This is a genomic window from Streptomyces cupreus (assembly GCF_014257025.1).
GTDB lineage: Bacteria > Actinomycetota > Actinomycetes > Streptomycetales > Streptomycetaceae > Streptomyces > Streptomyces cupreus.
Window position 1 is genome coordinate 46014 of record NZ_JACMSF010000005.1, and the last position, 14789, is coordinate 60802.

Consider the following 14789-nt stretch of genomic DNA (forward strand, 5'->3'; position numbering starts at 1 on the left):
TGCTCGCACAAAGGAACAGGGCACCTAGGAACATTCCTAGGTGCCCTGGGCCGGAGCTTCGGCTACTTCGCCTCGGCCAGCAGCTTCTGGATCCGGCTCACGCCCTCGACGAGGTCCTCGTCGCCGAGCGCGTACGACAGCCGCAGATAGCCCGGCGTGCCGAAGGCCTCGCCCGGGACGACCGCGACCTCGGCCTCCTCCAGGATCAGCTCGGCCAGCTCCACACTGCTCTGCGGGCGCTTGCCGCGGATCTCCTTGCCCAGCAGGGCCTTCACCGACGGGTACGCGTAGAAGGCGCCCTCGGGCTCCGGGCAGACCACGCCGTCGATCTCGTTGAGCATCCGCACGATCGTCTTGCGGCGGCGGTCGAAGGCCTCGCGCATCTTCGCGACGGCGTCCAGGTCACCGGAGACGGCGGCCAGCGCGGCCACCTGGGCCACGTTCGAGACGTTCGACGTGGCATGCGACTGGAGGTTGGTCGCGGCCTTCACCACGTCCTTCGGGCCGATGATCCAGCCGACCCGCCAGCCCGTCATCGCGTACGTCTTGGCGACACCGTTGACCACGACGCACTTGTCGCGCAGCTCCGGCAGGAGCGCGGGCAGCGACACGGAGACCGCGTCGCCGTAGACCAGGTGCTCGTAGATCTCGTCCGTCATCACCCACAGGCCGTGCTCGACGGCCCAGCGGCCGATCGCCTCGGTCTCGGCCTCGCTGTAGACCGCGCCGGTCGGGTTCGACGGGGAGACGAACAGGACGACCTTCGTCTTCTCCGTACGGGCGGCCTCCAGCTGCTCGACCGACACGCGGTATCCGGTCGTCTCGTCGGCGACGACCTCGACCGGGACGCCGCCCGCCAGCCGGATCGACTCGGGGTACGTCGTCCAGTACGGGGCCGGGACGATGACCTCGTCGCCCGGGTCCAGGATCGCGGCGAAGGCCTCGTAGATCGCCTGCTTGCCGCCGTTGGTGACCAGGATCTGGGAGACGTCGGGCTCGTAACCGGAGTCGCGCAGCGTCTTCGCGGCGATCGCGGCCTTCAGCTCGGGCAGGCCGCCGGCCGGGGTGTAGCGGTGGTACTTCGGGTTCTTGCAGGCCTCGATCGCGGCCTCGACGATGTAGTCCGGAGTCGGGAAGTCGGGCTCACCGGCGCCGAAGCCGATCACCGGACGCCCGGCGGCCTTGAGGGCCTTGGCCTTGGCGTCCACGGCGAGGGTGGCGGACTCGGAGATCGCGCCGACTCGGGCGGAGACCCGGCGCTCGGTGGGAGGGGTTGCAGCGCTCATGGGGCCCATCGTTTCAGACCGGAAACTCCCCCGGCACGCGGGTTTCACAGACTGAACAAGAGCTGAACAACCGTCCGGATTCGCCCGCCACGCTGGGCGATCTTCCATCTCCAACGCTCCTACGGGCACTTTCTGTTCGACGGGGCGCCTCGGAACACGTACACTCTCACCTCGTTGGCCTTCAGCAGCCCGCACTCGTACGGTGCACACCGAGCACCCGTCCGGATGCGGTACGTTGGTGGACACACAAAGGGTCGTAGCTCAATTGGTAGAGCACTGGTCTCCAAAACCAGCGGTTGGGGGTTCAAGTCCCTCCGGCCCTGCTACACACACCTTCGCCAGGATGTGTGCGCATGTACGTACAGCAATGCACCGCCGTGCGGCTCAGACCGGGCGCGGCACGGCCACGACCCGGAATCAGGTGAGGACGAGTGACGGACGCCGTGGGCTCCATCGACATGCCTGATGCCCAGGACGAGGCGCCGGATTCCAAGAAGAAGACCCGCAAGGGCGGCAAGCGTGCCAAGAAAGGCCCGCTGAAGCGTCTTGCCCTCTTCTACCGCCAGATCGTCGCCGAGCTCCGCAAGGTCGTCTGGCCGACGCGCAGCCAGCTGACGACCTATACGACCGTGGTGATTGTCTTCGTCGTCATCATGATCGGCCTGGTGACCGTGATTGACTATGGGCTCGACCACGCCGCCAAGTACGTCTTCGGCTGAGCCAAGAGCGAAGGGCGCCGCGGTTACCGGCGCCCCTTTTCGCATGTTCCACCCCTATGTACCAGGAAGAAGCAGCCACCGTGTCTGACCAGAACCTGAACGACGCCGTCGAGCCGGACGAGACCGTGTCCGTGGAAGACGAGCTCGACATCGTCGAGGGCGCGGACGAGGACCTGGACGAGGTCGAGGCTGCCGACGCCGACGCGGGCGAGCCCGCGGAGGAAGCGGCCGTACACGTCGAGGACGAGGCTGAAGAGGCCGAGGAAGAGCCGGCCGAGCCGGTCGACCCCGTCGCCGCCCTGCGCGAGGAACTGCGCACCCTGCCCGGCGAGTGGTATGTCATCCACACGTACGCCGGTTACGAGAACCGCGTGAAGACCAACCTGGAGCAGCGCGCCGTCTCGCTCAACGTCGAGGACTACATCTTCCAGGCCGAGGTGCCGCAGGAAGAGGTCGTCCAGATCAAGAACGGCGACCGCAAGACCATCCGCCAGAACAAGCTCCCCGGCTATGTCCTGGTGCGCATGGACCTGACGAACGAGTCCTGGGGCGTCGTCCGCAACACCCCCGGCGTCACCGGCTTCGTGGGCAACGCCTACGACCCGTACCCGCTGACCCTGGACGAGATCGTCAAGATGCTCGCCCCGGAGGCCGAGGAGAAGGCCGCCCGCGAAGCCGCCGAGGCCGAGGGCAAGCCGGCGCCGCAGCGCAAGGTCGAGGTCCAGGTGCTGGACTTCGAGGTCGGCGACTCGGTCACCGTCACCGACGGTCCCTTCGCCACCCTCCAGGCCACGATCAACGAGATCAACCCCGACTCCAAGAAGGTCAAGGGTCTCGTCGAGATCTTCGGCCGGGAGACGCCGGTCGAGCTGTCCTTCGACCAGATCCAGAAGAACTAGATCTCAACTGCTTCCGAGCAGGTCAGGCGGGGCGTGCGAGCGTCCGCCTGACCTGCTCGGTTTTTGACCGCGCATCTATACCCGTTATCGTTGTGCGGTATGCCTGCGTTCGGGTGGTCCCCGGGTGCGGGCAGGACCCGAATCGAAAGGACCCGGAGAGCTATGCCTCCCAAGAAGAAGAAGGTCACGGGGCTCATCAAGCTCCAGATCCAGGCCGGTGCCGCCAACCCGGCCCCGCCGGTCGGCCCCGCGCTGGGTCAGCACGGCGTCAACATCATGGAGTTCTGCAAGGCCTACAACGCCGCGACCGAGTCGCAGCGCGGTTGGGTCATCCCGGTGGAGATCACGGTCTACGAGGACCGCTCCTTCACCTTCGTGACCAAGACTCCGCCGGCCGCCAAGATGATCCTCAAGGCCGCGGGCGTGGAGAAGGGCTCCGGCGAGCCGCACAAGACCAAGGTCGCCAAGATCACCGAGGCGCAGGTCCGCGAGATCGCCACCACCAAGATGCCCGACCTCAACGCCAACGACCTGGACGCCGCCGCGAAGATCATCGCCGGCACCGCCCGTTCCATGGGCATCACGGTCGAGGGCTGAACCCCAACCTCCCAGCAGTAGTGGCAGGGCCTGCTCGGCCCGGACCACGACTCCTAAGAAACCCCAGGAGCAGTAGTGAGCAAGCGCAGCAAGTCTCTCCGCGCTGCGGACGCCAAGATCGACCGGGAGAAGCTCTACGCCCCGCTCGAGGCCGTCCGTCTCGCCAAGGAGACCTCCACGACCAAGTTCGACGGCACCGTCGAGGTCGCCTTCCGTCTGGGTGTCGACCCGCGCAAGGCCGACCAGATGGTCCGTGGCACCGTGAACCTCCCGCACGGCACCGGTAAGACCGCCCGGGTCCTGGTCTTCGCGACCGGTGACCGTGCCGAGGCCGCTCGTGCCGCGGGCGCCGACATCGTCGGCGCCGACGAACTCATCGACGAGGTGTCGAAGGGCCGTCTGGACTTCGACGCCGTCGTCGCCACCCCGGACCTCATGGGCAAGGTCGGCCGCCTCGGCCGCGTGCTCGGTCCGCGTGGTCTGATGCCGAACCCGAAGACCGGCACCGTCACGCCGGACGTCGCCAAGGCTGTCAACGACATCAAGGGCGGCAAGATCGAGTTCCGCGTCGACAAGCACTCGAACCTGCACTTCATCATCGGCAAGACGTCGTTCGACGACACCAAGCTGGTGGAGAACTACGGCGCGGCCCTGGAGGAGATCCTCCGTCTGAAGCCGTCCGCCGCCAAGGGTCGCTACATCAAGAAGGCCGCCATCAGCACCACGATGGGCCCCGGCATCCAGCTCGACCCGAACCGCACCCGCAACCTCCTCGTCGAGGAGGACCCGGCCGCGGTCTGAGCCATCGAGGCTCACTGAAGTCGGCTACGGGCCCCGCACCTTTCCAGGTGCGGGGCCCGTTTCCCATTTCCGGGCGGCTGTCAGTGCCCCCGGCCGGCGTTTTGGACAGTCCCCCGGAATTCAAAGAGACCGCTTGCACGGTGATCGGTTAGGCTCGCGGCTCTGCTGTGAATCGCTCATGTGTTCCTTGGGGGGAATCGATGGGGCTTTCTGTACGACGTTCCGCGCGCACTCGGACGATAGGCGCCGGGCTCGCCGCCTTGGCCCTCGCCGCCGGCGCGGTGAGCTGTTCCAAGGGGGAGGCCGAGGAGTCCCCGAAGATGACGCCCGCGGCGGCCGTGGCCGAGGCGGCGAAGAACACCGAGGACATCACGTCCCTGCGGTACCGGATGACGGGTGAGTACCCGGAGCAGGGGCGGATCAAGGCCGAGGCCTCCATGCGCATGAAGCCCACCGTGGCCATGAGCATGAAGATGACGGCCCTCGACCAGGGGGCGGACGGCTCCGCCGAGATCCGGCTCGTCGACAAGGCCATGTACATCGGCGGGAACGCCGAGATGGCCAAGGAGATGGACGGCAAGAGCTGGATGAAGTTCGACCTGTCCGCGCTCGGGGAGGACGCGCTCGGCGGGGCGGGGACCTCCGCCGGCCAGGCCGAGCAGAACCCGGCGACCGAGTCCACGTTCCTCACCGGAGCGAAGGACGTGAAGAAGATCGGCACCGAGAAGGTCGACGGCGTCGAGACGACCCACTACCAGGGCACCGTCACCCTCGACACACTCCGCGACTCCTTCAAGGACGAGGACAAGGCCACGCGCGAGAAGCGCGAGAAGAGCATCGAACAGTACGAGAAGATGGGCGTCGACGAGCTCACCATGGACATGTGGGTCGACGGCGACGACCACACCAAGCAGTTCCGCATGAAGGGCGACACCGAGAGCGGCCCGCTCGACCTGACCGTCACCTTCCTCGACTACAACAAGCCGGTGACCGTGAAGGCCCCGCCCGCCGAGGACACCGTCGACCTGGCCGAGATGATGGGCGAACTCGGCGAGAGCTGAGCGCCGTATGACCGGATTTGCTTGACGGCGATCCGGTCACGTACTCTCTTCCAGAAGCCAAAGACCGCTGGTCGTTGCCGTGCGCTCGTTCGAGGGTGCGGTGGCCGAAGGATCCGCTGAACTGCGGACGACCCGCGCAGGTGACTGTGGAAGTGCTCCCGGTCCGGTTCCGTTCACACGGAATCCATCCGGTCGAGCTACGCCCCGTGCGCCTGCGCCGGGGCGTTTCGTTTTCCCCAGTCCTCCTTCGGGTCCGCGCGGTCCGAATCACCCGGAAGGAGGCCGAGGCTCTATGGCGAGGCCCGACAAGGCTGCCGCGGTTGCCGAGCTGACGGACAAGTTCCGCAGCTCCAACGCCGCCGTGCTGACCGAGTACCGCGGTCTCACCGTGGCGCAGCTCAAGACGCTGCGTCGTTCGCTCGGTGAGAACGCCCAGTACGCCGTGGTGAAGAACACGCTGACCAAGATTGCGGCCAACGAGGCCGGGATCACGCTGGACGACCAGCTCTTCGCTGGTCCGACTGCCGTCGCCTTCGTCACCGGTGACCCGGTGGAGTCGGCGAAGGGTCTTCGTGACTTCGCCAAGGACAACCCGAATCTCATCATCAAGGGCGGTGTCCTTGACGGCAAGGCGCTGTCCGCCGATGAGATCAAGAAGCTTGCGGACCTTGAGTCCCGCGAGGTTCTGCTCGCCAAGCTGGCGGGCGCTCTGAAGGGCAAGCAGACCCAGGCTGCTCAGGTCTTCCAGGCGCTCCCGTCGAAGCTCGTCCGCACCGTGGACGCGCTTCGTGCCAAGCAGGACGAGCAGGGCGGTGCCGAGTAATTCGGCTCGCACATTGACCGCCGCCTGAGGCGACGGTCACAGCGGGCCGAACGTACGCCCGCCAGACATGTACATCCGGCACCAGCCGAATTAGTGGAAGGAAAGCCATCGTGGCTCTCACCCAGGACGAACTGCTCGCCGAGTTCGAGGGCATGACCCTCATCCAGCTCTCCGAGTTCGTGAAGGCGTTCGAGGAGAAGTTCGACGTCACCGCCGCCGCCGCGGTCGCCGTTGCCGGCCCGGCCGGTCCGGCCGCCCCGGCCGAGGCTGCCGAGGAGAAGGACGAGTTCGACGTCATCCTCACCGGCGCCGGCGACAAGAAGATCCAGGTCATCAAGGTCGTGCGTGAGCTGACCTCGCTGGGTCTGAAGGAGGCCAAGGACCTCGTGGACGGCGCCCCGAAGCCCGTTCTCGAGAAGGTTGCCAAGGACGCCGCCGAGAAGGCCGCCGAGTCCCTCAAGGGCGCCGGCGCCTCCGTCGAGGTCAAGTAACACCTCACGGGTCCGCACGGCCGCGCGCCGGTAGGCGCATATCGATGCGGCCTGCGAGCTGATTGCCGCCCCGTAGGGCTGTAACGCGAGCGCACCGAAGAGCGATCATCCATCCGGGTGGTCGCTCTTCGGCGTTCTCGGAGGGGCGGCCGCGGTTGCCTTGCGCCTCAGGTGACGGGGGGTATGGTGATCTTCGTCGTGTCTCCGGCAGCCCCCGGTTCTGCCAAGGGGGCCTTGACGAACCGCACGCAGCGCGCAATTCTCAGGACGCGTCGTCACAACGGTCCGAATCCGAGGCATGGATCGGCGACGAAGAGGGCAGTATCAACGTGCATCGAGGGCGTGCATGCCGAGGGCGTTGAGAACAACGAGGGTCGCGAAAAACCCGCACTGGACATCAGTGTGCCAAGTGGCTACACTGACCCTTTGCGCTGCCTGTTAGCTGTCCCCTGCCCGTCACCAGGGGCATGCCCTCACTTGAGCACAGACGACCGGACCACCCCTGACCTGGCCAAACAGCCAAAATGGGGAATCTGTCTCTGCGCCCCGGAGAGGGGCCGGTACGCGCGTAGTGAGTCCGAGCCCTCGGAAGGACCCCCTCTTGGCCGCCTCGCGCACTGCCTCGACCGCGAATACGAACAACGGCGCCAGCACCGCCCCGCTGCGCATCTCCTTTGCAAAGATCAAGGAGCCCCTTGAGGTTCCCAACCTGCTCGCGCTGCAGACCGAGAGCTTTGACTGGCTGCTCGGGAACACCGCTTGGCAGAGTCGGGTCGAGGCGGCTCTGGAGTCCGGTCAGGACGTCCCCACCAAGTCCGGTCTGGAGGAGATCTTCGAGGAGATCTCCCCGATCGAGGACTTCTCCGGGTCGATGTCGCTGACTTTCCGCGACCACCGCTTCGAGCCGCCGAAGAACAGCATCGACGAGTGCAAGGAGCGCGACTTCACGTACGCCGCCCCGCTCTTCGTGACGGCTGAGTTCACCAACAACGAGACCGGCGAGATCAAGTCCCAGACGGTCTTCATGGGCGACTTCCCGCTCATGACGAACAAGGGCACCTTCGTCATCAACGGCACCGAGCGTGTCGTGGTGTCGCAGCTGGTCCGCTCGCCCGGTGTCTACTTCGACTCCTCCATCGACAAGACGTCCGACAAGGACATCTTCTCGGCCAAGATCATTCCGTCCCGGGGTGCCTGGCTGGAGATGGAGATCGACAAGCGCGACATGGTCGGTGTCCGCATCGACCGCAAGCGCAAGCAGTCCGTCACCGTCCTGCTCAAGGCTCTCGGTTGGACGACCGAGCAGATTCTTGAGGAGTTCGGCGAGTACGAGTCGATGCGCGCCACCCTGGAGAAGGACCACACCCAGGGCCAGGACGACGCGCTGCTCGACATCTACCGCAAGCTGCGTCCGGGCGAGCCCCCCACGCGTGAGGCCGCGCAGACGCTGCTGGAGAACCTGTACTTCAACCCCAAGCGCTACGACCTCGCCAAGGTCGGCCGCTACAAGGTCAACAAGAAGCTGGGTGCGGACGCTCCGCTGGACGCGGGCATCCTGACCGTCGAGGACGTCATCTCGACGATCAAGTACCTGGTGAAGCTGCACGCGGGTGAGACCGAGACGGTCGCCGACAGCGGTCAGACGATCGTCGTCGAGACCGACGACATCGACCACTTCGGCAACCGTCGTCTGCGCAGCGTCGGCGAGCTCATCCAGAACCAGGTCCGTACGGGTCTGGCGCGTATGGAGCGTGTCGTCCGCGAGCGCATGACGACTCAGGACGTCGAGGCGATCACGCCGCAGACCCTGATCAACATCCGGCCGGTCGTCGCCTCCATCAAGGAGTTCTTCGGCACCAGCCAGCTGTCGCAGTTCATGGACCAGAACAACCCGCTGTCGGGTCTCACCCACAAGCGCCGTCTGTCGGCTCTTGGCCCGGGTGGTCTCTCCCGTGAGCGGGCCGGCTTCGAGGTCCGTGACGTGCACCCGTCGCACTACGGCCGTATGTGCCCGATCGAGACGCCCGAAGGCCCGAACATCGGTCTGATCGGCTCGCTCGCCTCCTACGGCCGGGTCAACGCGTTCGGTTTCGTCGAGACCCCGTACCGCAAGGTCGTCGACGGCCAGGTCACCGACGAGGTGGACTACCTGACCGCCGACGAGGAGGACCGGTTCGTCATCGCGCAGGCCAACGCCGCGCTCGGTGACGACATGCGCTTCTCCGAGGCCCGTGTGCTCGTCCGCCGTCGTGGCGGCGAGGTCGACTACGTCGGCGGCGAGGACGTGGACTACATGGACGTCTCGCCGCGCCAGATGGTGTCGGTCGCGACCGCCATGATCCCCTTCCTCGAGCACGACGACGCCAACCGTGCCCTCATGGGCGCGAACATGATGCGTCAGGCCGTTCCGCTGATTAAGTCGGAGTCCCCGCTCGTCGGCACCGGCATGGAGTACCGCTCCGCGGTCGACGCCGGCGACGTGGTCAAGGCCGAGAAGGCCGGTGTGGTCCAGGAGGTCTCCGCGGACTACATCACCACCGCCAACGACGACGGCACGTACATCACGTACCGTCTGGCCAAGTTCGCCCGCTCCAACCAGGGCACCTCGGTCAACCAGAAGGTCATCGTCAACGAGGGCGACCGCGTCATCGAGGGCCAGGTCCTCGCCGACGGTCCGGCCACCCAGAACGGCGAGATGGCGCTCGGCAAGAACCTGCTGGTCGCGTTCATGCCGTGGGAGGGTCACAACTACGAGGACGCGATCATCCTGTCGCAGCGCCTCGTGCAGGACGACGTCCTCTCCTCGATCCACATCGAGGAGCACGAGGTCGACGCCCGTGACACCAAGCTCGGCCCCGAGGAGATCACCCGGGACATCCCGAACGTCTCCGAGGAGGTCCTCGCCGACCTCGACGAGCGCGGCATCATCCGTATCGGTGCCGAGGTCATCGCCGGTGACATCCTCGTCGGCAAGGTCACGCCCAAGGGTGAGACCGAGCTGACGCCCGAGGAGCGTCTGCTGCGCGCGATCTTCGGTGAGAAGGCCCGTGAGGTCCGTGACACCTCGCTGAAGGTGCCGCACGGCGAGACCGGCAAGGTCATCGGCGTCCGCGTCTTCGACCGCGAGGAGGGCGACGAGCTTCCCCCCGGTGTGAACCAGCTGGTGCGCGTCTACGTCGCGCAGAAGCGCAAGATCACCGACGGTGACAAGCTCGCCGGCCGGCACGGCAACAAGGGCGTCATCTCCAAGATCCTGCCCATCGAGGACATGCCGTTCCTCGAGGACGGGACCCCGGTCGACATCATCCTCAACCCGCTCGGTGTGCCGTCCCGAATGAACCCGGGACAGGTCCTGGAGATCCACCTCGGTTGGCTCGCCAGCCGCGGCTGGGACGTCTCCGGTCTCGCCGACGAGTGGGCGCAGCGTCTGCAGGCCATCGGCGCCGACAGTGTCGCCCCCGGCACCAACGTCGCCACCCCGGTCTTCGACGGTGCGCGTGAGGACGAGCTGGCGGGTCTGCTGCAGCACACCATCCCGAACCGCGACGGCGAGCGCATGGTGCTCCCGTCCGGCAAGGCGCGGCTGTTCGACGGCCGTAGCGGTGAGCCGTTCCCGGACCCGATCTCGGTCGGCTACATGTACATCCTGAAGCTGCACCACCTGGTCGACGACAAGCTGCACGCCCGGTCGACCGGTCCGTACTCCATGATCACCCAGCAGCCGCTGGGTGGTAAGGCTCAGTTCGGTGGCCAGCGGTTCGGTGAGATGGAGGTGTGGGCCCTTGAGGCCTACGGCGCCGCGTACGCCCTCCAGGAGCTGCTGACCATCAAGTCCGACGACGTCACCGGCCGCGTGAAGGTCTACGAGGCCATCGTCAAGGGCGAGAACATCCCCGAGCCCGGCATCCCCGAGTCCTTCAAGGTGCTCATCAAGGAGATGCAGTCCCTGTGCCTGAACGTGGAGGTGCTGTCCAGCGACGGTATGTCCATCGAGATGCGTGACACCGACGAGGATGTCTTCCGCGCCGCGGAGGAGCTCGGCATCGACCTGTCCCGGCGCGAGCCGAGCAGCGTCGAAGAGGTCTGACGGGAGTCCGGAGGCCTTCCCCGTGAAGGCCTCCGGCCCCTGGACCCCCGTATCAGACCCAAAGACTTACGACCCTGAGAGGGATTGACGCATAGTGCTCGACGTCAACTTCTTCGACGAGCTCCGGATCGGCCTGGCCACCGCTGACGACATCCGTCAGTGGAGCCACGGCGAGGTCAAGAAGCCCGAGACCATCAACTACCGCACCCTCAAGCCCGAAAAGGACGGACTCTTCTGCGAGAAGATCTTCGGTCCGACCCGGGACTGGGAGTGCTACTGCGGCAAGTACAAGCGTGTCCGGTTCAAGGGCATCATCTGTGAGCGCTGTGGCGTCGAGGTGACTCGCGCCAAGGTGCGCCGTGAGCGGATGGGCCACATCGAACTGGCCGCCCCCGTCACGCACATCTGGTACTTCAAGGGCGTCCCGTCGCGCCTGGGCTACCTGCTCGACCTGGCCCCGAAGGACCTGGAGAAGGTCATCTACTTCGCGGCGTACATGATCACGTACGTCGACGAGGAGCGCCGTACCCGCGACCTGCCCTCCCTGGAGGCGCATGTCTCGGTCGAGCGGCAGCAGATCGAGAACCGCCGGGACGCCGACCTGGAGGCCCGCGCCAAGAAGCTCGAGTCCGACCTGGCCGAGCTGGAGGCCGAGGGCGCCAAGGCCGACGTGCGCCGCAAGGTGCGCGAGGGTGCCGAGCGTGAGATGAAGCAGCTGCGCGACCGTGCGCAGCGCGAGATCGACCGCCTGGACGAGGTGTGGACCCGGTTCAAGAACCTCAAGGTCCAGGACCTGGAGGGCGACGAGCTCCTCTACCGCGAGCTGCGTGACCGCTTCGGCACGTACTTCGACGGCTCGATGGGTGCCGCGGCGCTGCAGAAGCGCCTGGAGTCCTTCGACCTGGAGGAGGAGGCGGAGAAGCTCCGAGAGATCATCCGTACCGGCAAGGGCCAGAAGAAGACCCGTGCGCTGAAGCGGCTGAAGGTCGTGTCTGCCTTCCTGCAGACCTCCAACAGCCCCAAGGGCATGGTCCTGGACTGCGTCCCGGTCATCCCGCCGGACCTTCGCCCGATGGTGCAGCTGGACGGTGGCCGCTTCGCGACCTCCGACCTGAACGACCTGTACCGCCGTGTGATCAACCGCAACAACCGTCTGAAGAGGCTCCTCGACCTCGGCGCGCCCGAGATCATCGTCAACAACGAGAAGCGCATGCTTCAGGAGGCTGTTGACGCCCTCTTCGACAACGGCCGTCGCGGCCGTCCGGTCACCGGTCCCGGTAACCGCCCGCTGAAGTCCCTCAGCGACATGCTGAAGGGCAAGCAGGGTCGATTCCGTCAGAACCTGCTCGGTAAGCGAGTCGACTACTCGGCGCGTTCCGTCATCGTCGTCGGCCCGCAGCTGAAGCTGCACCAGTGCGGTCTGCCCAAGGCCATGGCGCTGGAGCTCTTCAAGCCGTTCGTGATGAAGCGCCTGGTCGACCTGAACCACGCGCAGAACATCAAGAGCGCCAAGCGCATGGTGGAGCGCGGCCGCACGGTCGTGTACGACGTCCTCGAAGAGGTCATCGCCGAGCACCCGGTGCTGCTGAACCGTGCTCCCACCCTGCACCGCCTCGGCATCCAGGCCTTCGAGCCGCAGCTGGTCGAGGGCAAGGCCATCCAGATCCACCCGCTCGTCTGCACCGCGTTCAACGCGGACTTCGACGGCGACCAGATGGCCGTACACCTTCCGCTGTCCGCGGAGGCGCAGGCCGAGGCCCGCATCCTGATGCTGTCCTCGAACAACATCCTCAAGCCCGCCGACGGCCGTCCGGTGACGATGCCGACCCAGGACATGGTCCTCGGTCTGTTCTTCCTCACCACCGACGGCGAACTGCGTGACACCAAGGGCGAGGGCCGGTCCTTCGGCTCCACGGCCGAGGCGATCATGGCGTTCGACGCCGGTGAGCTCGCGCTGCAGTCGGCGATCGACATCCGCTTCCCGGTGGGCACCATCCCGCCGCGCGGCTGGACCCCGCCGGCCGTCGAGGAGGGCGAGCCGGAGTACCAGACCGGTGACACCTTCCGGCTGCGCACCACCCTGGGCCGCGCGCTCTTCAACGAGCTGCTGCCCGAGGACTACCCGTTCGTCGACTACTCGGTGGGCAAGAAGCAGCTCTCCGAGATCGTCAACGACCTCGCCGAGCGCTACCCCAAGGTCATCGTGGCGGCGACGCTCGACAACCTGAAGGCGGCCGGCTTCTACTGGGCGACCCGTTCCGGTGTCACCGTGGCCATCTCCGACGTCGTCGTTCCCGAGGCGAAGAAGGAGATCGTCAAGGGCTACGAGGCGCAGGACGAGAGGGTCCAGAAGCAGTACGAGCGCGGTCTGATCACCAAGGAAGAGCGCACTCAGGAGCTCATCGCGATCTGGACCAAGGCGACCAACGAGGTCGCCGAGGCGATGAACGAGAACTTCCCCAAGACGAACCCCATCTTCATGATGGTTGACTCGGGTGCCCGAGGAAACATGATGCAGATGCGGCAGATCGCCGGTATGCGTGGTCTGGTGTCGAACGCGAAGAACGAGACCATCCCGCGCCCGATCAAGGCGTCCTTCCGTGAGGGCCTGTCCGTGCTGGAGTACTTCATCTCCACGCACGGTGCCCGTAAGGGTCTGGCGGACACCGCCCTGCGTACCGCCGACTCGGGTTACCTGACCCGTCGTCTGGTGGACGTCTCGCAGGACGTCATCATCCGCGAGGAGGACTGCGGCACCGAGCGCGGTCTGAAGCTGAAGATCGCGGTCCGCGGCGAGGACGGCGCGCTGCGCAAGACGGACGACGTCGAGACCAGCGTCTACGCCCGCATGCTCGCCGAGGACGTCGTCATCGACGGCAAGGTGATCGCGCCGGCCAACGTGGACCTCGGTGACGTGCTCATCGACCAGCTCGTGCACCACGGTGTCGAGGAGGTCAAGACCCGCTCGATCCTGACGTGCGAGTCCCAGGTCGGCACCTGCGCCATGTGCTACGGCCGTTCGCTCGCCACCGGCAAGCTGGTCGACATCGGTGAGGCGGTCGGCATCATCGCCGCCCAGTCCATCGGTGAGCCCGGTACCCAGCTGACGATGCGTACCTTCCACACCGGTGGTGTGGCCGGTGACGACATCACCCAGGGTCTGCCCCGTGTCGTCGAGCTCTTCGAGGCTCGTACGCCGAAGGGTGTCGCCCCGATCTCCGAGGCCTCCGGCCGCGTGCGGATCGAGGAGACCGAGAAGACCAAGAAGATCGTCGTCACCCCGGACGACGGCAGCGACGAGACGGCGTTCCCGATCTCGAAGCGTGCCAAGGTCCTGGTCCGCGAGGGCGACCACGTCGAGGTGGGCCAGCAGCTCACCGTGGGTGCCACCAACCCGCACGACGTGCTGCGCATCCTGGGTCAGCGTGCCGTCCAGGTCCACCTGGTCGGCGAGGTCCAGAAGGTGTACAACTCGCAGGGTGTGTCGATCCACGACAAGCACATCGAGATCATCATCCGGCAGATGCTGCGCCGGGTGACGATCATCGAGTCCGGCGACGCCGAGCTGCTGCCCGGTGAGCTGGTCGAGCGCTCGAAGTTCGAGACCGAGAACCGTCGTGTGGTCCAGGAGGGCGGTCACCCGGCCTCCGGTCGTCCGCAGCTCATGGGTATCACCAAGGCCTCGCTGGCCACGGAGTCCTGGCTGTCGGCGGCGTCCTTCCAGGAGACGACGCGAGTCCTCACGGACGCGGCGATCAACGCCAAGTCCGACTCGCTCATCGGCCTCAAGGAGAACGTCATCATCGGTAAGCTCATCCCGGCCGGTACGGGTCTGTCCCGCTACCGCAACATCCGGGTCGAGCCGACCGAGGAGGCCAAGGCCGCGATGTACTCGGCCGTCGGCTACGACGACATCGACTACTCGCCGTTCGGCACGGGCTCCGGCCAGGCCGTTCCGCTGGAGGACTACGACTACGGTCCGTACAACCAGTAAGCGAGTCGCTTGAGTTGAGGGGCGGTCACCC

Annotated in this window: 10 protein-coding genes and 1 tRNA gene; 10 read left to right on the plus strand and 1 reads right to left on the minus strand. The window is 66.3% G+C overall.

The window, feature by feature from the left end; genetic code table 11:
• Window positions 1-62: 62 nt before the first annotated feature.
• Window positions 63-1286 carry a pyridoxal phosphate-dependent aminotransferase gene (locus H4N64_RS06320; protein WP_186281122.1) on the minus strand — a complete coding sequence of 408 codons (1224 nt, stop codon included), beginning with the start codon at window positions 1284-1286 and terminating at the stop codon, window positions 63-65.
• A gap of 250 nt (window positions 1287-1536) precedes the next feature.
• Here H4N64_RS06320 and H4N64_RS06325 point away from each other — a divergent pair.
• From H4N64_RS06325 to H4N64_RS06370, 10 genes are all read left to right on the plus strand, one after another.
• Window positions 1537-1609, plus strand: a tRNA-Trp gene (locus H4N64_RS06325).
• 108 nt (window positions 1610-1717) lie between these two features.
• On the plus strand, window positions 1718-2005 hold the full coding sequence (secE, locus tag H4N64_RS06330) for a preprotein translocase subunit SecE (RefSeq protein ID WP_015658485.1): 288 nt from the start codon (window positions 1718-1720) through the stop codon (window positions 2003-2005).
• An 80-nt stretch (window positions 2006-2085) separates the two neighbouring features.
• The gene (nusG, locus tag H4N64_RS06335) at window positions 2086-2904 is read left to right on the plus strand and encodes a transcription termination/antitermination protein NusG (protein ID WP_186281123.1); all 819 of its coding nucleotides are present in this window, start codon (window positions 2086-2088) and stop codon (window positions 2902-2904) included.
• A 162-nt stretch (window positions 2905-3066) separates the two neighbouring features.
• On the plus strand, window positions 3067-3501 hold the full coding sequence (gene rplK / locus H4N64_RS06340) for a 50S ribosomal protein L11 (protein ID WP_186281124.1): 435 nt from the start codon (window positions 3067-3069) through the stop codon (window positions 3499-3501).
• Between the two features lie 75 nt (window positions 3502-3576).
• Window positions 3577-4302, plus strand: coding sequence for a 50S ribosomal protein L1 (rplA, locus tag H4N64_RS06345; RefSeq protein ID WP_186281125.1), 726 nt, complete (start codon window positions 3577-3579; stop codon window positions 4300-4302).
• Window positions 4303-4502: 200 nt separating this feature from the next.
• Window positions 4503-5363: an SCO4651 family lipoprotein gene (locus H4N64_RS06350; protein WP_186281126.1), complete on the plus strand. Its 861-nt coding sequence runs from the start codon at window positions 4503-4505 to the stop codon at window positions 5361-5363.
• Window positions 5364-5655: 292 nt separating this feature from the next.
• Window positions 5656-6186 (plus strand): 50S ribosomal protein L10, encoded by a 531-nt coding sequence (gene rplJ / locus H4N64_RS06355; protein WP_186281127.1) that lies wholly within the window; start codon window positions 5656-5658, stop codon window positions 6184-6186.
• A 107-nt stretch (window positions 6187-6293) separates the two neighbouring features.
• On the plus strand, window positions 6294-6677 hold the full coding sequence (gene rplL, locus H4N64_RS06360; RefSeq protein ID WP_186281297.1) for a 50S ribosomal protein L7/L12: 384 nt from the start codon (window positions 6294-6296) through the stop codon (window positions 6675-6677).
• A 601-nt stretch (window positions 6678-7278) separates the two neighbouring features.
• On the plus strand, window positions 7279-10764 hold the full coding sequence (gene rpoB / locus H4N64_RS06365; RefSeq protein ID WP_186281128.1) for a DNA-directed RNA polymerase subunit beta: 3486 nt from the start codon (window positions 7279-7281) through the stop codon (window positions 10762-10764).
• A 94-nt stretch (window positions 10765-10858) separates the two neighbouring features.
• Complete coding sequence (locus tag H4N64_RS06370; protein ID WP_186281129.1) at window positions 10859-14758, plus strand: DNA-directed RNA polymerase subunit beta'; 3900 nt, start codon at window positions 10859-10861, stop codon at window positions 14756-14758.
• The last annotated feature ends 31 nt before the right edge of the window (window positions 14759-14789 follow it).